This window comes from Leucothrix arctica (genome assembly GCF_003172895.1).
GTDB classification, from domain to species: Bacteria; Pseudomonadota; Gammaproteobacteria; order Thiotrichales; family Thiotrichaceae; genus Leucothrix; species Leucothrix arctica.
Window position 1 is genome coordinate 1 of the sequence record NZ_QGKL01000002.1, and the last position, 23,431, is coordinate 23,431.

The window sequence follows — 23,431 nt, forward strand, 5'->3', positions numbered from 1 at the left end:
AGATTCCCCTAAAGGGCCGTTGAAGACTACGACGTTGATAGGCACCATGTGGAAGTCCAGTAATGGATGTAGCTAAGGTGTACTAATTGCCCGTGAGGCTTGATTCTATAACCTTGAATGGTTTGTTGAGAGAAAATGTGACAAACAGACAATAGTGGGTCACTGCTACTAGATTATTACTTATTCGTGAGCCTGTTGTGGGCCGTTGACTGAGGTTAACGTATTGACAACAGGTATCACACACCGGTTTTCTTGGTAACCATAGAGACATTGAACCACCTGATCCCATCTCGAACTCAGCAGTGAAAAGTGTCATCGCCGATGATAGTGTGGGGTTTCCCCATGTGAAAGTAGGTCATTGCCAAGATTTAATAGGAAGCCCTGTTTACAGATAATACTGTGACAGGGCTTTTTTTATGCCTGGAAGAAAGTGAAAGTAACGGAATGGGCTAGATTGCTCATTTATATAAAGTGGTAGGAAGTATAAATACAGGAACTAGTACATATATAGAGGTGGGTATTATGGGTCCTTCCATATCTAGTGGTAACACGACTTAAACAAGGTATACACCGATCTTGAGGGCATCAAATATAATGTTTAAAAGCGGTAAAGTTAATATAACCTAGGCCCATCCAAGCATATACTACGGTTCTTTAGGTATATGTGCATAACAGGATAATTACTAATGATTTATCATATTGCAGAGCGTTCAGTGTGGGCAAGTTGCTCAGATAAAGAAATGTATGAGCCAAAAGAGTTTGAATCTGATGGTTTTATTCATTGTGCAAACCTCACGCAAGTTGAAAATGGTGCCCAAAGTTACTTTGAAGGACAAGGTGATTTAGTTTTGCTTGTTATTGATACTGACTTACTTGAGTCTGAAGTTATTTATGAAAACTTAGCGGATGGAGAAGAACTTTTCCCGCATATCTATGGCGAAATACAAACTGCAGCAGTAATTGATGTCGTAAGTTTAAACTGGGGCCCAGAGGGTGAGTTGCTTGGTATGTCTCATATTATTTAAGTATTAAAATTAAGTATTATCAGGACTATGGTATTACTTTTAATTCGTGAGACTTAATTGAAAATGATGGAACACAACAAGATACTAATGATGCTGGCTGATTGAAATGTTTCCATCCTCTATTGAAAGTGGTTTTTACAGCGCAGCTTTCAGCACTAGATCTCAAGTTTAGTTCAAAACATAGTTAAGCGGCAGGGCGCCATGCTCAATTACCTTTCTTAATATAAAGGAGGAGTGCACACCTGTAACACCTTCAATGCGTGTAATTTTCCCAAGCAATACTTTGTAGTAATTATCCATATCGGGAACAGCAACTTTAAGTTGGTAGTCCGCACTATTTCCAGTAATCATATAGCATTCAATCACTTCCGGTATTTCACTAATCGTTTGTTCAAACGCTTCAAAACGTTCTGGTATGTGTTTATCCATACTTATATATAATAATGCGAACATATTAAGGTTGATCGCTTTTGAGTTTATTTGAATGCTGTGAGAAGTAATTACACCTGATTCTTCAAGTTGTTTTACACGACGTGAACAAGGTGCAGCAGTAAGGCCAACCTTTTCTGCTAGCTCTTGGTTAGACTGTGACGAGTCACGTTGAAGCTCGTGCAATATTTGTATATCGAGTCGGTCTAAATGAATGGAACTTTTCATTGAAGAGTACTCTTTCGCAATAAATAGATGACTCTATTCTATTTATTAAAATATTATTGTGCAATCAGGTCTAATCGTAAATTATTCGATTACTAATTGCGTGCTAAGTAACTTAAACTAAACATATCGTACAAATACGCATTAAGCGTTGACCCAATAGGAACATGACAATGTTTGATCACAAAAAATATATTCCGTTTCAGCCGTTAAAATTAACTGATCGTACATGGCCGGATAAGCAGATTACCGTTGCCCCTGACTGGTGTAGTGTTGACCTGCGTGATGGTAATCAAGCGCTTATTAACCCGATGGATGTGGATAAAAAGACTCGTTTATTTTTACAAATAGTGAAAATGGGTTTTAAAGAAATAGAAGTCGGTTTCCCGTCAGCATCACAGCCAGATTTTGACTTTGTACGTAAGCTAATCGTTGAAAACTTGATTCCAGAAGATGTCACTATTCAAGTGTTAACTCAGGCTCGTGAGTCTTTGATCAAACGCACTTACGAATCATTAGAGGGAGCAAAACAGGCGATTGTGCATGTCTATAACTCTACTTCAACTGTACAGCGTGAGCAGGTATTTGGTTTGGACCGTGATGGCATCAAAGCAATGGCGATAACTGGCGCTAAACATGTCCGTGATTATGCTGAGAAATATCCTCAGACAGATTGGTCATTCCAGTACTCTCCTGAAAGTTTCACTGGGACAGAGATGGACTATGCTGTCGAAGTTTGTGATGCAGTGATCGCAGAGTGGAAGCCTGAAAATGGTCGAGGTGTAATCATTAACTTGCCTGCAACCGTTGAAATGTCTACGCCAAATATTTTTGCTGACCAAGTTGAATGGTTCTGTCGTAACCTAAAGCAGCGCGATCAGGTACGCATTAGTCTTCATACTCACAATGATCGTGGTTGTGGTGTAGCCGCTGCTGAGTTAGCTGTTATGGCAGGGGCTGACCGTGTAGAAGGGACATTACTTGGGAATGGCGAGCGTACCGGAAACATGGACCTAGTAACCATGGGTATGAATTTATATTCTCAAGGCGTTAACCCTAATATCGACTTCTCAAATATCCAAGAAGTCATTGATGTTGTTGAGTATTGCACTGAATTAATAGTCCATCCTCGTCATCCTTGGGCAGGTGACCTTGTATATACAGCGTTCTCTGGTAGTCATCAGGATGCAATTCGTAAATCGATCAAGTTTCATAAGGAAAACAACCTTGATAAGTGGAATGTTGCTTACTTGCCAATCGACCCAGAAGATATCGGTCGTAACTACGAAGCTGTTGTCCGTATCAATAGCCAAAGTGGTAAAGGTGGTGTTGCATTGGTACTTGAGCGTGACTATGGTATTGAGTTACCAAAGTGGATGCACGGAGAGTTGAGTCAGGTCGTACAGTCTGCAGTAGAAACTACTGGTGAGGAAATTTCCCCGGCTAACATTAAGTCACTTTATGAAAAGCACTTTATTGAGGTAGGTAAAGAGTGGGTTCTAAATCGTTACAACCTTCAGACTGAATCTGGTCAAATTACCGCAGAGTTTGCTTTGACTAAGGATGGCCCAACCATGAAAGGTGGCGGTACAGGTGCTGTTGAGGCATTGTGTGATGCGCTATCAAAAACGTATAACAAGTCTATTGAAGTGACTCAGTTTGATGAGCGTTCTTTGTCTACTGGGACTACAGCGCAAGCATTAGCGAGTATTTCTGTATTAGTTGATGATAAACCTTACTCTGCTGTTGCAGTTAATGAAGATATCTCGGCTGCTGCATTACAAGCTGTTTTAACGGCATTTAGTCGCAGTTAACAGGCATTAGCTATTTGATGCTGCCATCCAAGCGAGGATTGGCAGCATTGTTATCCCAGATAATACTGTTTCAATGGTAATAATCTTTGCCATTATCGGTTGATCACCACCTAACTGCCCTGCCAAGATGTAACTACTAATGGCTGTCGGCATTGCAAAAAGTAATACCAATACTTGATGACTAACTAAGTCTAGTTCAAACCAAAGTCCTAAATAATAAGCAGCAACAGGTAATACCAAAAGCTTCAACGTTGTTGCAAGTATTGTTGGGTAAGACACCCACCCCTGAAAATTAATAATTAGCCCAGCTCCTACCGATAAGACACCTAATGTAAGTGATGCTTTACCCAATATATCGGCACTTGAAAGTAACCATACTGGCACGGGAATTGATAACGAGTTTACTAATAAACCGAGCACACAGGCGCTAATGAGCGGGTTTTTAAAAATAAGCCCTAACTTCTTTGTCCAACTCTGATGCGGTGCGGTATAGCTTGAAAAAACACTTACGCAAAGAATATTGAGTAATATTACTTTGATACTGACAACTAACGCTGCAACCTCAAGTGCTAAAGGTGAGACCCAAGCAGTCGAAACCATGCTCAAGGCAATAAAAGAATTAAATCGAGTGGCACCCTGATAGACAGAAGTAAACGTTGCTGCATTTATTGGCTGTATACGTTGTAACACCAATAGGATGAAACTGGCTCCAAATAACAGTATGAGTATGATAGCCAAGAGTTTTGCTAGCGATACTTTGGCCAAGCTCATGCTTGATATATTGCTAAACAGTAGTGCAGGCAAGAAAATATAATAAACTGCTCGATCAGCATCTTTCCAAAAAGCATCACTTACAATTTTTTTGTGCTTGAGTATAAAACCCAACAAAATCATTACAATGACTGGTATTAGAGTACTGCTAAACATGAAGATTATCCTGCTGAGGGTGAATCATACTTCTAGTTGAAAGCTTAGAATTTAATCAGTCTGAGTTTAGTACTTTTACAGGCTTTGTCTAAGAAATTAATCAGACTATTTCCCCTTATCAGAAACGTGCCTCTAGTCTTGAGGCATAAGAAATTTAGGCACTAAGCTAAACTAATACTAGGGTTAAAGAAATTAAGAATTTATCTCCCCTAAACTAGCGCAAGAAATACTGCTATGTTCTTATAAGTGCTCAACACTTTTCATCTAAGCTATTACGAATTATGGGTAGTAAATGATGCAATCTATTAATTTAAGGATGTTTCAATGCAGTTTTCAGGTATGTTTTTTGATTTAGACGATACGTTAGTTGATGATGATATTTCAACGAAAGCAGCTGTCGATCAGCTTTACTTACACTACACAAAAGCGTTGCCAGAAGACCGTCATAGCAAGTGGGATGAAGCCCTTAATCTATACTACCCTGCTTTTTTACGCACAGAAATTACCGCTCCAGCATTACAAATACTACGCATTCGTTACGTGCTTGATAAGCCAGAGTTACCTGCGGCAGAAGCATTGGAAGCTTTTGAATACTTCATGCAGCATTACGTAGAATGCACCGCGTTGTTTCCTGAAACACTGGCTGTATTAAAAGCCTTGAAGGCATCAGGTGCACGTTTAGGTGTTATCAGTAATGGCCCAGATGACATGCAGCAGAGAAAAATTAAAGCGATTGGCCTAAGTGACTTATTTGATGTGGTAGTCACTGCTGAGCGAGCAGGGGTAGGAAAACCTAACCGTGAAATATTTGAATTAGCACTCAGTGAAATGGGCCTTCCAGCCAATGAATGTTGTTGTGTTGGTGATAACTTAAATAATGATGCCATCGGCGCTCAAGCAGCGGGCTTAACAGGTATTTTCTTGGACCGTTCTAGTACCTTAACTGACCACTACGATGGTTTAACTATTCATACGCTTAAAGCACTGCTTGATTAGGCGCTGACCAGCTTAAAGTATTAACTGCTTGCGTGATTCAAAGTGCTGCTCTTTTCCGGTAATCGGGTCAGTAAATGAAATCGTTTTAGCGAGTAGTTGCAGAGGACTTGAGTAGTCCTCTCCCTTGCTAGGCTCTAGCACAGGGTAAAATGGGTCGTTCAATATAGGCGAACCAATTGAAGCCATGTGCACGCGTAGTTGATGCTGCTTACCGCTCACCGGCTTCAATAAGTAGCGTGAGAGTCCATCCTTTGTTTCAATCATATCCATGACAGTTTTGGAGTTTGCTTCACCATCCACTTCCTGCATAAGGAAAAATGGATCACCTTTAGTCATCCTACTACTGTGCGTCAAAGGAAAGGCCAATGATGACGTTGGTGCTATCGCCTCGTAACTTTTTTCGACTTCGCGATTTTGAAAGAGGTTTTGATAGGCACCGCGGTTCTTTTCGTTACAGCTAAACAAAATTACCCCAGCAGTTTCACGGTCGAGTCGGTGAATTGGGCTAATTTCTTCTAATTGAAACTGATGCTTTAAGCGACTTAATAAGCTTTCTTTAACATAGCGTCCAGTGGGTGTAACTGGAATAAAGTGGGGCTTATCAACAACGATAATATTTTTATCGTGAAACAAAATATCTTCTTTAAATGGAATGGCTGGCTCGTCAGGAATTTCACGATAATAAAATAAGAACGTCTCAGCACGATAAAGACTATCAGCATGATATGGCTGACCATCTTGATCAACAATATCACCACGCAACATGCGCTCACGAAAAATCGCTTCAGAGATAAACGGAAAGCGGTCTATTAAAAAATCTAGAATAGTATGCCATTCACCGTAGACCTCAGTGATGCTTTTATCGCTACCAGGCTTCGGCAGCCAAGTACGGCTTGCAGACACCCCGTCACGCATAGGCAATGGGGAAACAAGTTTTTGCTTTTGAGTGCGTGAATTATTATTGTGATCTTTCATTAAGGGTTACTAAGTTGGGCTTAGATTAGCTCAAAGCCACGTAAAATAAACAAGCCAAGCGTAATCGGAATGATGGCTGCTATTGCGGTCGTCGCGATAATAGCTGCCCCTAAGTGATAGTTTCCACCTGCGGCACGTAACATCGGATAACCCGCGGATGCAGCAGGTGCTGCGGACATCAAAAACAACACGCCCAATGGTTCACCACGCAAGCCGATTAAAACCCCACCCGCCGTAATTACAGCAGGAATGATGATCAGCTTCGCGATACTCGCCCAGTAAAGGTTAGTGGATGTTTGAAAATCTCTCCAACGAATTGAGGCGCCCGTACATATCAGCGCAAGAGGCATACTCATACCACCGACATAGCCTAAAGTACTAATGAGATAATGCGGTGGCTCAAGCTTTAACTGAGAGAGAATAATCGCAAATACAATACTGATAATGATAGGGTTTTTGATGATACTCAGTATCGTCTTCGAAGGACTTGCCGCAACCCCTTGGTGTCTTGCGAGTGTGGTCAGTGAAAGAATATTATAAAGAATGGTCACAAAGGCTAGATAAACAGAGGCAATTTTCAGTATGTCATGACCAAAGGCATTCAAACAAAACGCTAGCCCAACGATACCCATGTTACTACGAAATGAGCCTTGTACAAAGGCACTGCGGTCATGCTTTACCAATAGAGGAGCAATCAACAAGTCTAATATGAGGTAAACAAAAAAGGTTGCAACGAGGGCATAGACGATAAGAGTGACAGGCAATACATTGAAATTTGCTTGTACTAAGTTCACAAATAACAAGCAGGGTAAGGTGACCTGAAAAACTAGTTTTGCGCCGACATCTGCAAATTCATTGGTAATAAGACCAGCACGCTTGAGATAGATGCCTAGGCAAATAACTAAAAAAGTAGGTGCGGTGACTTCAAATGAGAAGAATAAATTTTCTAGCATTAGCGGGTCTCAGAAAAACCTGAAGTGATGTCTTCGGGCAAGATTTGGATAAGTTCGCAATCAACTTAATGTATGACTCTGATTTTAGCACCTCTTAATTTTTCTATGTTGGCAAATAGCAGATAATTCATCATGACTATGAGGTAATAGGAGGGTTTACGAATAACGAAAGGTGCAGATATAGACAAGCTGTAGAAAAGACTAGCAAGGTGAGTGTTAATAAAGAAGCGATTAAATATATTTCACTCATGGTTGATTTTAATCAATTGAATTACACAAACTTTCCCATATCTTAATAGCATATTAGAAATTTATTAAGGTACTCGCAATGAGAATGGATAAATTAACCAGCAAGTTCCAGCTGGCAATACAAGATGCACAATCGCTTGCATTAGGCCGTGATCATCAGCACATGGAGCCAGTACATCTTATGTCAGCTCTATTAGAGCAAGAAGGTGGTTCTGCGCGTGGTTTGTTAGGTAAGGCAGGCGTCAATATTAATGCACTCAGCTCACAGATGAATGAGCAAATCGATAAACTACCTGTTGTAACGGGTGGCGATGCGGGTGATGTGCACGTTTCTTCTGATCTGAATAGATTATTAAACGTGACGGACAAGCTATCCCAGCAGCGCGGTGATCAGTATATTTCGACAGAAATGTTTATCTTGGCTGCGACACAAGAGAAAGGAAAGTTAGGCGAAATATTAAAAGACAATGGCGCAACCAAAGCCATTATTGAAAAAGCGATCGATGATATTCGTGGTGGCCAAAATGTTGATGATCCTAATGCAGAAGATCAACGAGAAGCGTTAGACAAGTATACGGTTGATCTCACTGAGCGTGCGGCTCAGGGTAAAATTGACCCAATCATTGGTCGTGATGCAGAGATTCGTCGTGCGGTACAAATATTGCAACGTCGTACTAAAAATAACCCTGTGATTATCGGTGAGCCGGGTGTGGGTAAAACTGCGATTGCCGAAGGTTTAGCGCAGCGAATCGTTAACGGTGAAGTACCTGAAGGCGTTAAAGGTAAACGACTATTATCGTTAGACCTTGCGTCGCTATTAGCCGGTGCTAAGTTTCGTGGTGACTTCGAAGAGCGTTTAAAAGCCGTTTTAAACGACATTTCTAAAACCAACGGTAATGTGATTCTATTTATCGATGAGTTGCATACCTTAGTGGGTGCAGGTGCTGCCGAAGGTGCAATGGACGCGGGTAATATGCTCAAGCCAGCCCTTGCGCGTGGTGAGCTACATTGTATCGGTGCAACAACGCTAGATGAGTATCGCAAGTACATTGAAAAGGATGCTGCACTAGAGCGTCGTTTCCAAAAAATTCAAGTCAATGAGCCTACGGTTGAAGACACTATTGCGATTTTGCGGGGTTTAAAAGAACGTTACGAAGTGCATCATGGTGTCGACATTACTGATCCTGCAATCATTGCGGCAGCGACGTTATCTCATCGTTATATTACTGACCGCCAGCTACCGGATAAGGCCATTGACTTAATCGATGAGGCTGCATCACGTATTCGTTTGGAAATTGACTCGAAACCTGAGTCGATGGATAAGCTTGATCGTCGCTTGATTAAGTTGAAAATTGAACGTGAGTCACTAAAAAATGAAGATGATGATGCATCGAAAAAGCGCCTAACAGATTTAGAAACGCAGATTGCAGAGCTAGAGCGTGAGTATGCTGATCTTGATGAAATTTGGAATGCTGAAAAAGCAGCTGTTCAAGGCTCACAGCACATCAAAGAAGAGCTTGAAAAACTTCGTATAGAAATGGAATCAGCACGTCGTGAAGGTGACTTACAGCGTATGTCTGAGCTTCAGTATGGACGTATACCTGAGCTTGAGAAGCAGCTAGAAGATGCGGCGCAAGCTGAAGAATCCAGCATGCCAAATCAGTTGCTACGTAACAAAGTTACTGAAAATGAAATTGCCGATGTAGTGTCTGCTTGGACAGGTATTCCCGTCTCCAAAATGATGGAAGGCGAGCGCGACAAGTTGATGCAAATGGAAGAGCTATTGCGAAAGCGGGTCATTGGCCAGCAAGAAGCGATAACATCGGTATCTAATGCGATTCGCCGTTCACGTGCAGGGATTTCTGACCCTAATCGTCCGATGGGGTCGTTTATGTTCTTAGGCCCAACCGGTGTGGGTAAAACTGAGTTAACTAAAGCGTTAGCGGGTTTCTTGTTTGACTCTGACGATGCGATGGTTCGTATCGATATGTCAGAGTTTATGGAGAAGCATTCGGTGTCACGCTTAGTCGGTGCGCCTCCGGGCTATGTGGGTTATGAGGAGGGCGGTTACCTAACGGAAGCGGTTCGCCGTAAGCCTTACTCGGTCGTCTTATTAGATGAGATTGAAAAAGCACATCCCGATGTATTCAATATTCTATTGCAGGTATTGGATGACGGACGTTTGACAGACGGGCAAGGGCGCACGGTTGATTTTACCAACACTGTGATCATCATGACTTCTAACCTCGGCTCGCAAGTGATCCAGCAGCTAACAGGCGAAGAAAACTACGATGCAATGAAGGAAGCGGTAATGGAGATTGTTGGCCAGCACTTCCGTCCTGAATTCATTAACCGTGTTGACGATGCCGTGGTATTCCATCCGTTAAATAAAGCTGAGATTCGTCAGATTGCGGGTATACAACTAGGTACGTTGGTTAAACGACTTGCTGATCGTGAGATGAAGATTAGCTTCGCTGATGATGCAATGGACTTTATTGCGGAGAGTGGATTTGATGCTGTTTACGGTGCAAGACCGTTGAAGCGCGCGATTCAACAGTATGTTGAGAACCCATTGGCAAATAAGATCTTGTCAGGTGTGTTTGCTAGTGGTGACGAGATTAAAGTGCATCTTGCCGGCGAGCAGCTAGTATTTGATAAGTAAGAAGCGTGATAGATAGTGAAAAAGGGTGGCTTTGGCCGCCCTTTTTTTGCCTACATCTTTTGAATAAATGAAGTATTACAACGAACAAATCTTTAATGAAAACTCAACGTCTTCAACAATCTGCTTGCTACGCTCTTCCAATAAATCTGCATTAACAAATCTCACCGAAAAACGCTGCTTACCCGCACTCACTTCTGGGAAGTAAAGCGCATCATCAGGCAGTTCAATACGTAACATTTGGAACTCTCGATCACCATTCAACGTTGACTGGTAAAAACCGTCGCGAGCGACTTGGTTAACACTAGCACCACTTTGGCGTACAAGTTCTAAGACGATATCAATCGCATCATGCGCTATCTTAAATGGCTCAACCCAACCTTCAAGATCAGCAATACGTTCTTCGACAGGACGTGTATACCAAAAGTTAAAAATAGGGAGGTCAAAGCCATTAACACCACCCGCAATCATGGCACGCTGCTTTAGCATATTTAAAAAGCTGTGACTTTTAAGGTGTTGACCCAGTTGCCCACGGAACTCATGTAGTTTCTTAGCACGGTTGTCTAACTTGTCCAGAACCTCTTTCAGCTTTTCTTGGTCCGATCCTTCCAGTTCAGCCATGCGCTGAAGGGCTTGGTTTTGCCAATCCAAGACATTAAGCGTCGCGCTTTTCACATCTAACCGAGAAGAGAGATTGTATAGCTCTAACAATACGATCAACGCTGAGTGACAGTTCTCTGGCTCAGGATGCTTCATATAGAAGTTAAAACGATGGATTAAAAATTCCAATCGTGAAAATAAGCGAATTTTTTCGTTTAGTGGATGTTCGTAAACAGCCATAGGAGGACTCTTATGTGGGACAAACGTGCGCAGATTATAGCAGAGATAAAAGCGACTCATGCAGTTTCTCAATCTGCATTTTTAATGAGGCTAAGTCACCGCTGTTATCAATAATATCGGTGGCCGCAGCATTACGGTCTTTCCGTGTAGCTTGGCTAGCCATAATGTTTAGGATCTGTGCTTTACTCATTTCGTCACGTGCTTGAACGCGAGCGATCTGAATTTCTTCAGGACAGTCGACAACGATCACACGGTCGAAGTATTGAGGGTAATTATTTTCAACGAGTAGCGGAATATCAGCGACTACATAAGGCGTGTCGGTAGCCTCTTCGACGCGCTCTAAAATACGCTGTCGAATACGCGGATGAAGGATGCTTTCAAGCTGAGTTTTAGCGAGCGGGTCTGAAAAAATACGTTGTTTAAGCGAAGTCCTGTCAAGGTTACCATCGGCTAAAAGAATATCGCTACCAAAAGCTTCGGCTACCTCTTGTAATGCTAGCTCCCCCGGTTGGACAACTTCACGAGCGATTTTATCTGCATCCACAAGCGTTATCCCCTTCGCTTGTAGTACTTTTGCGACGGTACTTTTACCGCTACCAATGCCGCCTGTTAGCCCAACTTTTAACATCTGTCACTCGCTATAAAATCCGTATTAGCGATTAAATTAGCATAAAAGACAGAGGCTGTATCGCTTAAAACTGAGCCTGTTTTTTATAGTGAATAACAAGAAGATAGTAGAAAGTAACGCGAAGTTTATACTCGGAGTTTGACATTAACTCACAGATATCTGACATTACTTGCTCTATTTCTTCATCGCTATCTTTGATGCCAAGCTGTCGCTTCAGAAAACCATCACGCACCATTTCTAGTTCATAAGCGTCAGAACACGCGATATAACGTGTATCTTTGTTATAAACAACAGGGCCTAGGCTTCTAAAAATACTAGTGACAAGTTGCTCATCATATTTCTTGTCATACTTTTGTATATCTTCAATCGCCTCAATAACATCAGCCATTGCAACCTCCAATACTCAGCGTGCACTCAATTGGGCACAAAAGAAGCAGTTTAAATTGCTTGGCCTAGTGATTGCTTTCTGTGCAATGACGAATGGCATTAGCTATATTACCAAAGGTTTAGAATTGACCTAGTGAGGAAACTCTCTTGGATCATCGCGATAGCCATCCTCTAAGCCTTTAACCACAATCGCAACAGCATCATGAGGATGTAAGCTCTCTAAGTGGTTCACACGCACCCAGAAGTCTTTCAATGTACTGTCAGTATCGAGAGCTTCGTGTAAACGTCTTGCAGCATCTTCACAGAACATCAAGTTCTGACCGTTAAGACGTGCGAACTCTTGCTCATCTTCGCGCTTTACTGCGGCTTGAACAGGTGTTTGCAAGGCATCTTCAATACGGTCAATGAGTGCAGAAATAGGAAGGCTATCAACCGACTCATCTAGTTTCACTCGTACTTGTGCCAGACTTCGCTGGCTATGAGGTGTTGCGCTAATGCCTTCTTTAGTACCGAGCCAAGCATGAACATCTTCCAACGACACTGAGCCTTCAGTACCAAATGCCTTACTAAAACCTTGCTGGATAAGGTCGCGCGCTAGCGCAGCAGAACAAGGGCAGGTCGATGAGTACGGTACTTCAACACTCAACTCTGTACTGATCTCACCATCACGATACACACAAATGGTACGTACTTTGTAGCCTTTCCAACCGGTATTATCACTTACTAACGCTTTACGACGTTCTAAGTACTCAAAGCGACATTCAAGGTAAGCGTTGTTGCTAATCCCATCATGCGTTTGCACAAACTGCTTCACAATCTTATGAAGTAGTTTTGGGTTCAGCACTTCATTTCCCATCATTTGATCAACTGCCAAGTAGAGACGAGACATATGAATGCCTTTGCTCTTAGGGTCAATCAAATTGACATAAGCTTGTATGCGACCAACCGTTTGCATGTTGTCGCCATTACCATTGAGAATACGAATGGGCATTTCAATTTCGCTCATACCGACCCAGTTGAGTAAACTATTTGGGCCAGTGTGGGGTTCATTGGCGATGTCTGGCATGGTATTGCTCATGGCTTTAGCCTTTAAAAATATCTGTCGTAAAGGGAGATTATACAGAAAGCATGCGCGAGGGAAATATTTACTGTAATCATAGGTATGAGAAAGGTACTCAAACAGAGGAAACTGAGAGGGTACCTAACAATTAATGGGTCAATAGACTGTTATCAAACCATTATGACAGTAAGAAAATGTAGTGACGACCTTGTGTATGAGTCAATGTGATCTCTTGTGACGCAACTTTTCCATTGGCATGTGCTTTTATACGATATGTACCTTCTGGAATTTCAAATAGATGAGTTTTTGTCTGAGCTGCAGTCGCAATCAATTTTCCAGTCATGTCCTCAACAATGAAGTCAGCATTCATCGGTCGACGTGTGTCCTTCTCCGAAGCAGATAAACGCAAACTACCGATGCGAGCATTTCGACCCGAAGGAGGAGTCACTGGCGGCGTAACAGGTGGTGTTACGGGCGCAGAGCCTGCCTCTGGTATGAGGAAAACATGGTGAATACCTTGACTGCTGGTGAGGTTGATATTAGCGGTAACCTTTTGCTCGCCCACTGTTGCCGTCACACGATAATTACTGGCAGGGATTCTGAAGACTTGTGTCTCAACATTGCTCGCAACACTAATCTTTTTACCGCTGCTATCTTGAATTAAGAAGTTAGCTTTCACCGGACGTCGCGTTGTTTTATCTGATGCAGACACACGCATCGTACCAATAGCGCCAGTGTTGTCAGTCACTGGTGGCGTTACTGGAGGAGGTGTTACTGGTACGTCACCAATGGTCTCCGGCATGAGGAAAATGTGGTGTAAGCCTTTAGCTAGCGTTAACTCAATCGTCTTACTTTGTGTCACCCCTCGTGCATTAGCACTCACGAGGTAACGCCCAACAGGCAGCGAAAATTGTTTACTAGTAATGCCATTGGCGACATCAACCGTTTCTCCAGTCGACTGTTTAATTTTAAAATCAGTCTTCAGCGGACTACGAGTATCCTTATCCGATGCTGATAAACGCAGACCTTGACGGCTTGTTGAGGAGGGTGGAGTCAGTGGTGGAGTGACTGGCGTAGTCGGTGTATCGTTTCCACCCGAAGATGAGTCATTAAAGTCATCTTCCATCGCATCAAAATAAGACACAGGCTGTAAACGTTGTGCCTTTATTTCTGTAATGTATGTATCAAAGATCTCTTTCTTAATAGACGTACTAGAAAGCTCTTGAGTGTGTAAAAACAGCGTTGCAGACAGCCCAGCACTATTGCGCTCACTAGTGTAAGCAAAAGAACGCGCGACAGTATTTAGCGGCATAACTGGCGTATCGAGTCGCTCTTGTGTACCTGGACTCCAAGCACTACCAATGCCTCGTGCATACTTAATACCAGGGAAATGGATACCTGACTCTGGCCCCGCAGCGGCACCGTGATAAGACATTATCACAGGGGTCTTGCCTGTCACTGCTTTGATGATCTTACTAATGGTGTTATGAGTTGCAGTTTGCTGCGCTTGAGTCGCTCCCTTTGATAAAGGGTGTAGGCCTAGAGTAACTAAGTGCGGTGCTAGTCCATAAATTAGCTTTGCATTATTACGGTCTAGCTCATAGTCATAACTAGGGTTAGTTGCTTGTATAAATACTGTCACAGGTATTTGCTGGTCGACTAAAAACTTAACGACCTCATAAGTACTCGCGACATGGCTGTTACCGGCGTGAATATGATCCAGAGTAAAGCAGATCTTATCCAGCACTGGTGGATTGGCCACTGCTTCATATTTATTACGGACAGTCGAAAGTTGATACGCTGGCATAACTAACCTCAATACAGTATATGTTTGATTTGTATAATAAAATAGGCCTGTGTTTTAGAGTTTTAGGCGCTATCGACACGTTGCCTGAGTCATTTAGTTTGGGGGGTGCTAATAATGATCAGACAATAAGGTATGGCTTTATTTTAGTATAGTGAGGCTAAAAGTTCTTTTCTATTTGGATTAAGTTTTTGTTAGCCCAAAGGTAGTGTGAGGCCGATTAAAGCTATTCATTGGTGCAGGATTTTATCTTTGGCACTTTCATGGTTCTTTGCAGTACGAGTACTCTTATGGATAATCTTAATCTATTGTTTTTATGTAAAACAGCCTACTGAGTTAAGCACTCTTGTGGGTCATGCGTAACGCGCATAACGCTCTTACCTAATTTCAATTGTACCCGTTGGTCACCAGTTGTTAGGGTAATATTGAACCGATACATTAACCCCTCGTAGGAGTGTACCTGATATGAAAAAGCTGTCCCTTTTGGCTAGCGCAGTACTTAGCCTTAGTTTGATTGCCCCACTACAAGCCGCTGACTTAAGAATGGCGTATGACGCTGACCCAGTGTCTCTTGATCCACATGAGCAACTATCAGGTGGCACACTACAACTCGCTCACATGACATTTGACCCACTTGTTCGTTGGAACCGTGACTTAAGTTTTGACGGTCGTTTAGCCGAAAAATGGGAACGTATTGACGACAAAACGGTTCGTTTTAACCTGCGTAAAGGCGTGAAATTCCATTCAGGAAATGACTTCACGGCTAAAGATGTTGTATTCACTTTCAAGCGTTTAAAAGACTCTCCAGATTTTAAAGCGATCTTTAGCAGCTTCACTGAAGCAAAGATGGTTGATGACTACACGATTGACCTAATTACAGATAAGCCATTCCCATTAGTTTTGCATTCTGCGACTTATATTTTCCCAATGGACAGCAAGTTCTACACGGGTAAAACAGAAGACGGTAAAGATAAAGCAGGCTTAGCGAAGCACGGTGATAGTTTTGCATCTCGTAACCTGTCTGGTACAGGTCCATTCACTGTTACTTCTCGTGAGCAGGGCGTAAAAGTCGAGTTCGCACGTAACAAAATGTACTGGGATACTGAGTCAAAAGGTAACGTTGATAACATCATTCTTACTCCGATCAAAGAAGCACCGACACGTGTCGCGGCTTTATTGGCGGGCGATGTTGATTTCATTGCACCTGTTCCACCAACTGATCATAAGCGCGTAGACGCTAGTGACAAGGTTGACCTGATTACAATGGGTGGCACGCGCATCATCATGTTGCAGCTAAACCAAGACCGTGTTAAAGCGTTTAAAGATAAGCGTGTTCGTCAGGCGATTGCTTATGCAGTTAACCAAGACGGTATTGCGCAGAAGATCATGAAAGGCTTCGCAACACCTGCATCACAGTTTAGCCCTAAAGGTTACCTAGGACATAACGAGTCATTGCCATTACGTTTTGATGTAGCAAAAGCAAAGGCGCTGATGAAAGAAGCAGGTTATGAAGACGGCTTCACTATTACCATGATGGCGCCTAATAATCGTTATGTGAATGATGCTAAAATTGCTCAAGCAGCAACGTCAATGTTGTCTAAAATCGGCATCAAAGTTGATCTGAAAACAATGCCGAAAGCACAGTACTGGCCAAAGTTTGATGAGCGCGCAGCAGACATTATGATGATCGGTTGGCATGCAGATACGGAAGATTCTAATAACTTCTTCGAGTTCTTATCAGCATGTGTAGATAAAGAGAAAGGTCTAGGTCAGTACAATACGGGTAACTACTGTAACCCAGAAGCTGACAAGCTAATGCAGGCTGCAAACGTAGAAACTGACGTGGCTAAGCGTACTGTAATGATGCAAACCATCGAAAAAATGCTTTATGACGATGCTGCATTCGTACCGTTACATTGGCAGAATCTTGCATGGGCAGCGTCTAAGAAGGTTGATATCGAGCCTATTTTGAACGTGATGGACTTCCCTTACCTAGGTGACTTAGTCATTAAGGAATAAGCTGACTCAAACAGCTTAGCTTAAACGCTTTGAGAAGCCTCCTAGCCATAACAATGGCGGGAGGCCTTTCACAAAGCCTATATAATACTTCACACAATACTCACCAACATAAAGAACCATAGTTATGTTTGCATTTCTTATACGGCGCTTGTTTCAAGCCCTAGTGGTGATGTTTGTTATCAGCATCATTAGCTTTTCAATCCAAGATAATTTAGGCGACCCACTACGGGAAATGTTGGGCCAGTCAGTCTCGGAAGAGCAACGCCAAGCGATGCGTGACGAGATGGGCTTAAATGACCCTTTTCTTACTCAGTACGGACGTTTTTTAGGTAAAGCCGTTCAAGGCGACCTAGGCACATCCTATTTCTTTAAAGAGCCTGCGTTAGACGTTATTTTAAAGAAACTACCTGCGACGCTAGAGTTGGTATTTGGTGCGACCCTCATCATTATCGTATTCTCAGTACCGCTTGGGATTTACTCTGCGATCAACCCGCAAAGTATCTTCTCCAAAATCATTATGGGCGTTAGTACGATTGGTATTTCAGTACCGGTATTTTTAACCGCTATTGGACTGATCTATGTGTTTGCGATTGAGTTAGGTTGGATGCCCGCCTTCGGCCGTGGTGAGACCTTCCAAATAACCGAAAACCTCGATACAGCCTTATTAACGGCTGACGGATTACATCATCTAATACTGCCATCTTTTACGTTGGCCTCTATTATGTTGCCGCTGTTTATACGCCTCATTCGCTCAGAAATGATGGAAGTATTACAGTCAGAATACATCAAATTTGCATGGGCAAAAGGGATCTCGCCGTGGCGCGTTTACTTCCTCCATGCCTTTAAAAATACCATGCTGCCAGTGATCACAGTCGGCGGTGTGCAAATCGGAACGATGGTGGCTTACACCATTTTAACCGAGACAGTTTTTCAGTGGCCCGGTATGGGCTTCTTATTCTTAGAAGCGGTTAACCGCGTAGATACGCCATTGATTGTGGCTTACTTAATTGTGGTTGGAGCGATCTTTGTCGTGACCAATACACTGGTTGATTTGATCTATGGTTTCGTTAATCCAACTGTAAAACTAACAGGAAAATAATATGGATGCGCTACCTCAAATAAAACCATCCATGATGGCTCGTTTTAAAGATTCGCACTTCTGGCACAGCTTCAAACGTGACCGAGTGGCACAGTTTTGCTTTGGTATTTTCTCTTTAGCGCTGCTGCTAGCGATCTTTGCACCACTGATTGCCCCGTTTGATCCTTATGATTCTGCGCAAATAGACATCATGAACTCGGAGTTACCACCTAGCTGGGAAGCCGAAGGTGACGCTCAGTTTTGGTTAGGCACTGATGCCCAAGGCCGCGACTTATGGTCGACTATCCTTTATGGCACACGCGTCTCGTTAACCATCGGAATTTGTGCTGTGATGCTGCAAGCCTTTCTTGGCATCATCATTGGCCTAGCCGCAGGTTATATCGGTGGACGTGTTGATAGCTTACTCATGCGCATTGCTGATGTGCAGTTATCGTTTTCAACGATGATGGTTGCGATCATTGTATTGGCCGTATTCCAAGCCGCCTTTGGAACCGAGCTCTACCAGCAACTCGCCATGGTGATGCTTATTTTGGTCATCGGGATAGCAGAGTGGCCGCAATACGCAAGGACCATTCGCGCCTCAGTACTCGCTGAAAAAGAAAAGGAATATGTGGATGCAGCACGTGTCATGGGCTTCGGCACCGCACGTATTATGTTCCGCCATATTCTGCCAAATACTTTGTCGCCAATATTGGTTATTTCCACGGTACAAATTGCTAACGCCATTATTGCGGAAGCGTCTTTATCCTTCCTTGGCTTGGGAATGCCTGTGTCACAACCGTCGCTAGGTTCGCTGATCTCTAGCGGATTTGAGTACATATTCTCAGGCGCATGGTGGATCACAGTGATTCCAGGATTAGTGTTAGTTGCCTTGGTGTTGGTCATGAACCTATTAGGTGATTGGCTGCGTGACGTGTTGAACCCAAAGCTTTATAAAGGATAAAACGATGCCTCTTTTAGAAGTAAACAACCTCGAAGTCTGCTTTGGGTTACGTCAGGGTTCAGTCACTGCACTACGCGATATTAGCTTCCAGCTTGAGCGAGGGGAGCGACTCGGTATTGTGGGTGAGTCTGGCGCGGGTAAGTCGGTATTAGGCTTTTCTATTATCAATCTGATTTCACGTCCGGGATTTATTAATAAAGGTGAAGTGCTGTTTGAGGGTAAAAACCTCGCAGCCTTAAAGAATAAAGAGATGCGTACTATTCGTGGTAATCGTATTGCCATGATTTTCCAAGACCCGATGATGACACTCAACCCTGTGTTAACCATTGGTGATCAGATGGTGGAGTGCTTACGAGCGCACCGTAAAATCAGTAAGCAAGATGCACGGGTCATCAGCTTGCAGAAGCTGAAGCAGGTCTATATCCCATCGCCTGATACACGTCTTGATCAGTACCCGCATGAGCTATCCGGTGGTATGCGTCAACGGATCGTCATCGCGATTGGCTTGTTGCTAGACCCTGATTTGATTATTGCCGATGAGCCAACGACGGCTTTGGATGTGACCATTCAAGCGGAAATCATGGAGTTGATGGTTGAGTTGTGTGAGCGTAATAACGTTGCGCTCATCTTGATTACACATGACTTAGGCGTGGTATCTGAAGTAACTCAGCGCACCATTGTTATGTATGCCGGTCGAGTGATTGAAGAAGGCCCGACCAAGGAAATTATCAATGATGCACAGCACCCATACACGCAAGGCTTGATTAACGCCTTGCCACAAATGGCGTTACCCGGTCAGCGTTTGAATCAAATACGCGGCACCATGCCTGGACTCAATGACTTGCCCTCAGGCTGTGCGTTTAGTCCACGTTGTGATTATGTTTTGCCCGCGTGTCATGAGGCTATACCTGCACTGACAAAGTCTGGTGGTTGTAACGTTGCTTGTCATCTAGTCACCGAGCAAAATAATTTAAGTGAGGTGAACGAATGAGTCAGCCTGCATCGTTATTAAAAATTAACAACCTGCACAAACGATTTTCTATATCAGGTGACTTCCTAGATCAGCTCAGTTTTAAGGGTGGTAAAATAACCCGTACTCAAGAGCATGTACATGCTATTAACGGCATTAGTTTAGACGTTAAAAAAGGTGAGGCGCTGTGTGTCGTTGGTGAGTCAGGCTGCGGTAAATCAACCGTCGCTCGTACGGTGATGAATTTGCTAAGACCGAGCGAGGGTGAAATTCATTATGCAGGGAAGCGTATTGATAACTTGAGTCATCGAGCGTTATTACCGTACCGCAAGCAGATGCAGATGATTTTTCAAAACCCTTATGCGTCGCTCAACCCACGTATGACGATTAACCAAGCGCTACATGAGCCAGTGAAGTTTCATAACCCGAAATGGTCGCATGGCCAAGTGCTGGATAAAGTACATGAAGTGATGGAAGCCGTGGGTGTTGACCCTAGCTGGGGCGTGCGTTTCCCACATGAGTTTTCAGGCGGACAACGGCAGCGAATTAGTATTGCACGCGCACTCGCGGTTGAGCCTGAGTTCATCGTTGCTGATGAGCCGATCTCGGCGCTTGATGTGTCGATTCAAGCCCAGGTTCTAAATTTGTTAATGGATGCGCAAGCAGAGCGTGACTTGACTTACTTATTCATTACTCATGACTTGTCTGTTGTCGAGCACTTCGGTACTCGCGTCGCAGTAATGTACTTAGGTACATTGTGTGAGCTGGCGGATACTAAGGAATTGTTCTCTAATCCACGTCATCCTTATACCAAAGCATTATTGTCAGCGATTCCGAAATTATCGGATGATCGTGAGCCACCGATTAAATTAACAGGTGAAGTGCCAACCCCCGTTAACTTGCCGTCGGGTTGTGTGTTTCACGGTCGCTGCCCTTATGCCAATGAGCGCTGCACACAAGAAATTCCGCAGCTAAAGCCTGATGGAACAACGATGGTTGCTTGTCATGGCATTGACGAAGGGAGATTGTAGGAATCAATTAGGCCTGTAATGTTACCCACAACGATATTTTAGGAATACCCATGCTCGTGATTATTCACTTTGCCAAACGCTGCTTGCATCATTAACGATGGAATTACGTTGGTTAGAAGACTTTATTGCCTTAGCTGAAGCGCAACATTTTTCGCGTGCGGCTGAAGAGCGCCATATTACTCAACCCACATTTAGTCGTCGGATTAAGTTGCTGGAAGAGATTATGGAAGTCACGCTGATAGACCGTCAGACGCTACCGTTGTCTTTAACGCCTGCGGGGGAGCTGTTTTTGCAGAGCGCGAAAGATATTGTGCGCATCATGCAAGACACAAAAAGTCGTTGTCATGACATACGTCTTGAAGAAGCGCAGCGACTACGTTTCGCGACCACGCAATCTTTATATATAAGCTTCTACAAAACGTGGCTAGAGCCATTTGCGCTTGATAAGTCGATTGATATAGAGCTAAACCTGCAATCCACCGCATGGTCTGGTGATGACTTCGTGTCTGCCTTGCAGCAAGGTAAGAGTGACTTGATGCTGTGTTATTGGCACCCTGAGCTAGAGCCTTTGATTGCACTAGATAGGGAAGGGTTTGACTACCTAAAACTTAATGATGAGTTTTTAGTGCCCGTTAGTGCCACTGACGACAATGGCGAAGCCTATTTTTGTTTACCCGGTAATAAGCAAGAACCACTGTCATACATTGCTTATCACAAGCAGTCTTACTTCTCGCCATTAATTAATACCGTGTTGCCGCAGTTGTCAGACGTTCACCTATTAACCATGAATGAAAATTTCCATGCGGTGAATGTGAAAGCGATGATTCAAGAAGGTTTTGGTCTAGGCTGGGTACCGGAGCGTCTAGTCCAAAAAGATTTAGCCAATAAGCGCTTAAAAATTGCAGGTGATGCGCATTGGCATATTCCTTTGGAGATACGTTTGTATCGAAATAAGCAGTGTCAGAATCCAAACTTGGAAACTTTTTGGCAATTGTTAAAACAACAAACACTGTAGTTTAACAATACTACTAGAATATCCCCTTATTTCACTGAAAATTACCGTTGGTAAATTTATGAAATCACTCTATGCACAGCATTTAGAGACACTACAAGCACGAAGCGAACAAGCACTTGAGCATTGCGGTTTTGACTACTTAATTATTGGTAGTGGTCATAGCGAATTACGTTTTTTAGATGACTACCAAGTGCCATTTAAGTCAAACCCGCACTTTTCACAGTGGGTACCATTGCAAGATAAGCAGCATTGTTGGTTGTTGATTAGACCTGAGCAACAGCCGGTGCTTTTGTATTATCAACCGTCTGACTTTTGGCACCTCATTGATAAGCTGCCTGATGATGAGTGGGCGACACTATTAGACGTTAAAGTCTATGATAAAAAGAATACCCTAGATGTAGGGTTTGGTCGTTTGAGCGGGAAGGGCGCGATTATAAGTCCACCTAGAGAAGGTGCAAACCTGTGGGGCTGTCAGCAAAACCCTTCCGACCTACTGGATTACATACACTATAAACGTGCGTTTAAAACAGAGTGGGAGCAGCAAAACCTGCGAAAGGCTAACGATATTGCAGTGTTAGGACATAACGCGGCAGAACGCGGCTTTCTAGCGGGTGACTCAGAATACCAAATACACCAAGCGTACTTATCGGCGACGCAACAGTGCGAGAAAAATCTTCCTTACGGCAATATCGTTGCACTGAATACGCATGGCTCTATTTTGCATTATCAGTACCAAAACATTGAACGCCCTACGGAATCACATAGTTTGTTGATCGATGCTGGCGCGACTTATCAAGGTTATGCCTCTGATATCACGCGTACCTTTACGCCTACTGGGACTTTATTTGCTGACTTAGTCGCAGCGGTCGATCAGGCGCAACAGGAACTTATTAATACTATTTGTGACGGCTATGACTATGTAAAGCTTCATCAAGTGATGCGCGGCAAGTTGGCGAGTATTCTTAGTCGTTTCAATATTGTGTATCTGGATGTGGAGGGGCAGTTAGAGACCGGTATTATCAATACTTTTTTCCCTCATGGCTTGGGCCACTTGCTGGGGCTTCAGGTACATGACATCGGTGGCTTTCAGCAAAGTTTGTCAGGCTCGGTTAAAGCAGCACCTGAGCACTCGCCTGCATTGCGTCTAACTCGCACATTAGCGAGCGATATGGTGATTACGATAGAGCCTGGTTTATACTTTATAGAGTCACTACTGGCCAAACTTGCTAGCGATGAAAACAGTAAATACGTTAACTGGAGCTTGATTGATGAATTGCGGCCTTATGGCGGTATTCGCATCGAGGATAATATTTTGGTAACTAAAGCAGGTTATGAAAACTTTACGCGAGATGCTTTTGCTAATGCAGAGTAAGTAATGCATTG

20 protein-coding genes and 2 rRNA genes are annotated in these 23,431 nt (G+C 43.2%); 13 read left to right on the plus strand and 9 right to left on the minus strand.

Features of this window, described 5'->3' with window-relative positions; genetic code table 11:
- The 3 genes from DKT75_RS00020 to DKT75_RS00030 all read left to right on the plus strand — a co-directional run.
- Window positions 1-107, plus strand: a 23S ribosomal RNA gene (locus tag DKT75_RS00020); the annotation flags it as partial.
- Between the two features lie 144 nt (window positions 108-251).
- Window positions 252-367, plus strand: a 5S ribosomal RNA gene (gene rrf / locus DKT75_RS00025).
- Between the two features lie 319 nt (window positions 368-686).
- Window positions 687-1,025: a DUF952 domain-containing protein gene (locus DKT75_RS00030; RefSeq protein ID WP_109821391.1), complete on the plus strand. Its 339-nt coding sequence runs from the start codon at window positions 687-689 to the stop codon at window positions 1,023-1,025.
- Between the two features lie 168 nt (window positions 1,026-1,193).
- On the opposite strand, the gene DKT75_RS00035 is transcribed toward DKT75_RS00030, so the two are convergent.
- Complete coding sequence (locus tag DKT75_RS00035; protein ID WP_109821392.1) at window positions 1,194-1,682, minus strand: Lrp/AsnC family transcriptional regulator; 489 nt, start codon at window positions 1,680-1,682, stop codon at window positions 1,194-1,196.
- A gap of 170 nt (window positions 1,683-1,852) precedes the next feature.
- Between DKT75_RS00035 and leuA the strand changes: the two genes are divergently transcribed.
- Window positions 1,853-3,493 carry a 2-isopropylmalate synthase gene (gene leuA / locus DKT75_RS00040; protein ID WP_109821393.1) on the plus strand — a complete coding sequence of 547 codons (1,641 nt, stop codon included), beginning with the start codon at window positions 1,853-1,855 and terminating at the stop codon, window positions 3,491-3,493.
- 6 nt (window positions 3,494-3,499) lie between these two features.
- Here the strand turns inward: leuA and DKT75_RS00045 are convergent, their stop codons facing one another.
- A complete protein-coding gene (locus tag DKT75_RS00045; RefSeq protein WP_109821394.1) occupies window positions 3,500-4,420 on the minus strand; it encodes an AEC family transporter in 921 nt (306 codons plus the stop codon).
- Window positions 4,421-4,744: 324 nt separating this feature from the next.
- Here DKT75_RS00045 and DKT75_RS00050 point away from each other — a divergent pair, with 324 nt between their 5' ends.
- Window positions 4,745-5,416: an HAD family hydrolase gene (locus DKT75_RS00050; protein ID WP_109821395.1), complete on the plus strand. Its 672-nt coding sequence runs from the start codon at window positions 4,745-4,747 to the stop codon at window positions 5,414-5,416.
- Window positions 5,417-5,428: 12 nt separating this feature from the next.
- On the opposite strand, the gene DKT75_RS00055 is transcribed toward DKT75_RS00050, so the two are convergent.
- Both DKT75_RS00055 and DKT75_RS00060 read right to left on the minus strand, forming a co-directional pair.
- Window positions 5,429-6,391, minus strand: coding sequence for a pseudouridine synthase (locus DKT75_RS00055; RefSeq protein ID WP_211665093.1), 963 nt, complete (start codon window positions 6,389-6,391; stop codon window positions 5,429-5,431).
- A gap of 20 nt (window positions 6,392-6,411) precedes the next feature.
- On the minus strand, window positions 6,412-7,344 hold the full coding sequence (locus tag DKT75_RS00060) for an AEC family transporter (protein WP_109821396.1): 933 nt from the start codon (window positions 7,342-7,344) through the stop codon (window positions 6,412-6,414).
- Between the two features lie 328 nt (window positions 7,345-7,672).
- On the opposite strand from DKT75_RS00060, the gene clpB reads away from it, so the two are divergent.
- Window positions 7,673-10,255 carry an ATP-dependent chaperone ClpB gene (clpB, locus tag DKT75_RS00065; RefSeq protein WP_109821397.1) on the plus strand — a complete coding sequence of 861 codons (2,583 nt, stop codon included), beginning with the start codon at window positions 7,673-7,675 and terminating at the stop codon, window positions 10,253-10,255.
- Between the two features lie 75 nt (window positions 10,256-10,330).
- On the opposite strand, the gene zapD is transcribed toward clpB, so the two are convergent.
- From zapD to DKT75_RS00090, 5 genes are all read right to left on the minus strand, one after another.
- Complete coding sequence (gene zapD, locus DKT75_RS00070) at window positions 10,331-11,092, minus strand: cell division protein ZapD (protein WP_158278759.1); 762 nt, start codon at window positions 11,090-11,092, stop codon at window positions 10,331-10,333.
- A gap of 34 nt (window positions 11,093-11,126) precedes the next feature.
- Window positions 11,127-11,720, minus strand: coding sequence for a dephospho-CoA kinase (gene coaE, locus DKT75_RS00075; protein ID WP_109821399.1), 594 nt, complete (start codon window positions 11,718-11,720; stop codon window positions 11,127-11,129).
- Between the two features lie 64 nt (window positions 11,721-11,784).
- Window positions 11,785-12,108: a DUF2853 family protein gene (locus DKT75_RS00080; protein WP_109821400.1), complete on the minus strand. Its 324-nt coding sequence runs from the start codon at window positions 12,106-12,108 to the stop codon at window positions 11,785-11,787.
- Window positions 12,109-12,237: 129 nt separating this feature from the next.
- Window positions 12,238-13,185: a GTP cyclohydrolase FolE2 gene (folE2, locus tag DKT75_RS00085; protein ID WP_109821401.1), complete on the minus strand. Its 948-nt coding sequence runs from the start codon at window positions 13,183-13,185 to the stop codon at window positions 12,238-12,240.
- Between the two features lie 160 nt (window positions 13,186-13,345).
- Window positions 13,346-14,974 (minus strand): hypothetical protein, encoded by a 1,629-nt coding sequence (locus DKT75_RS00090; protein ID WP_109821402.1) that lies wholly within the window; start codon window positions 14,972-14,974, stop codon window positions 13,346-13,348.
- Between the two features lie 462 nt (window positions 14,975-15,436).
- On the opposite strand from DKT75_RS00090, the gene DKT75_RS00095 reads away from it, so the two are divergent.
- The 7 genes from DKT75_RS00095 (at window position 15,437) to pepQ (ending at window position 23,420) form a co-directional block, all read left to right on the plus strand.
- The gene (locus tag DKT75_RS00095; RefSeq protein WP_109821403.1) at window positions 15,437-16,990 is read left to right on the plus strand and encodes an ABC transporter substrate-binding protein; all 1,554 of its coding nucleotides are present in this window, start codon (window positions 15,437-15,439) and stop codon (window positions 16,988-16,990) included.
- Window positions 16,991-17,114: 124 nt separating this feature from the next.
- On the plus strand, window positions 17,115-18,089 hold the full coding sequence (locus DKT75_RS00100) for an ABC transporter permease (RefSeq protein WP_109821404.1): 975 nt from the start codon (window positions 17,115-17,117) through the stop codon (window positions 18,087-18,089).
- 1 nt (window position 18,090) lies between these two features.
- Window positions 18,091-19,032, plus strand: a complete 942-nt coding sequence (locus tag DKT75_RS00105; protein WP_109821405.1) for an ABC transporter permease — start codon at window positions 18,091-18,093, stop codon at window positions 19,030-19,032.
- A gap of 4 nt (window positions 19,033-19,036) precedes the next feature.
- The gene (locus DKT75_RS00110) at window positions 19,037-20,023 is read left to right on the plus strand and encodes an ABC transporter ATP-binding protein (protein WP_109821406.1); all 987 of its coding nucleotides are present in this window, start codon (window positions 19,037-19,039) and stop codon (window positions 20,021-20,023) included.
- Window positions 20,020-21,033, plus strand: a complete 1,014-nt coding sequence (locus tag DKT75_RS00115; RefSeq protein ID WP_109821407.1) for an ABC transporter ATP-binding protein — start codon at window positions 20,020-20,022, stop codon at window positions 21,031-21,033. Before DKT75_RS00110 ends, DKT75_RS00115 begins: the two co-directional genes overlap by 4 nt.
- 97 nt (window positions 21,034-21,130) lie before the next feature.
- Window positions 21,131-22,048, plus strand: a complete 918-nt coding sequence (locus tag DKT75_RS00120; protein WP_109821408.1) for a LysR family transcriptional regulator — start codon at window positions 21,131-21,133, stop codon at window positions 22,046-22,048.
- 58 nt (window positions 22,049-22,106) lie between these two features.
- Entirely contained in the window at window positions 22,107-23,420 is a 1,314-nt protein-coding gene (gene pepQ, locus DKT75_RS00125) for a Xaa-Pro dipeptidase (RefSeq protein WP_109821409.1), read from the plus strand.
- Window positions 23,421-23,431: the final 11 nt, after the last annotated feature.

Bases quoted from the DNA above. Each gene is read 5' to 3' on its own strand.
- DKT75_RS00030 (WP_109821391.1), top strand. From the start codon at position 687: ATGATTTATCATATTGCAGAGCGTTCAGTGTGGGCAAGTTGCTCAGAT.
- DKT75_RS00035 (WP_109821392.1), bottom strand. From the start codon at position 1,682: ATGAAAAGTTCCATTCATTTAGACCGACTCGATATACAAATATTGCAC.
- leuA (WP_109821393.1), top strand. From the start codon at position 1,853: ATGTTTGATCACAAAAAATATATTCCGTTTCAGCCGTTAAAATTAACT.
- DKT75_RS00045 (WP_109821394.1), bottom strand. From the start codon at position 4,420: ATGTTTAGCAGTACTCTAATACCAGTCATTGTAATGATTTTGTTGGGT.
- DKT75_RS00050 (WP_109821395.1), top strand. From the start codon at position 4,745: ATGCAGTTTTCAGGTATGTTTTTTGATTTAGACGATACGTTAGTTGAT.
- DKT75_RS00055 (WP_211665093.1), bottom strand. From the start codon at position 6,391: ATGAAAGATCACAATAATAATTCACGCACTCAAAAGCAAAAACTTGTT.
- DKT75_RS00060 (WP_109821396.1), bottom strand. From the start codon at position 7,344: ATGCTAGAAAATTTATTCTTCTCATTTGAAGTCACCGCACCTACTTTT.
- clpB (WP_109821397.1), top strand. From the start codon at position 7,673: ATGAGAATGGATAAATTAACCAGCAAGTTCCAGCTGGCAATACAAGAT.
- zapD (WP_158278759.1), bottom strand. From the start codon at position 11,092: ATGGCTGTTTACGAACATCCACTAAACGAAAAAATTCGCTTATTTTCA.
- coaE (WP_109821399.1), bottom strand. From the start codon at position 11,720: ATGTTAAAAGTTGGGCTAACAGGCGGCATTGGTAGCGGTAAAAGTACC.
- DKT75_RS00080 (WP_109821400.1), bottom strand. From the start codon at position 12,108: ATGGCTGATGTTATTGAGGCGATTGAAGATATACAAAAGTATGACAAG.
- folE2 (WP_109821401.1), bottom strand. From the start codon at position 13,185: ATGAGCAATACCATGCCAGACATCGCCAATGAACCCCACACTGGCCCA.
- DKT75_RS00090 (WP_109821402.1), bottom strand. From the start codon at position 14,974: ATGCCAGCGTATCAACTTTCGACTGTCCGTAATAAATATGAAGCAGTG.
- DKT75_RS00095 (WP_109821403.1), top strand. From the start codon at position 15,437: ATGAAAAAGCTGTCCCTTTTGGCTAGCGCAGTACTTAGCCTTAGTTTG.
- DKT75_RS00100 (WP_109821404.1), top strand. From the start codon at position 17,115: ATGTTTGCATTTCTTATACGGCGCTTGTTTCAAGCCCTAGTGGTGATG.
- DKT75_RS00105 (WP_109821405.1), top strand. From the start codon at position 18,091: ATGGATGCGCTACCTCAAATAAAACCATCCATGATGGCTCGTTTTAAA.
- DKT75_RS00110 (WP_109821406.1), top strand. From the start codon at position 19,037: ATGCCTCTTTTAGAAGTAAACAACCTCGAAGTCTGCTTTGGGTTACGT.
- DKT75_RS00115 (WP_109821407.1), top strand. From the start codon at position 20,020: ATGAGTCAGCCTGCATCGTTATTAAAAATTAACAACCTGCACAAACGA.
- DKT75_RS00120 (WP_109821408.1), top strand. From the start codon at position 21,131: ATGGAATTACGTTGGTTAGAAGACTTTATTGCCTTAGCTGAAGCGCAA.
- pepQ (WP_109821409.1), top strand. From the start codon at position 22,107: ATGAAATCACTCTATGCACAGCATTTAGAGACACTACAAGCACGAAGC.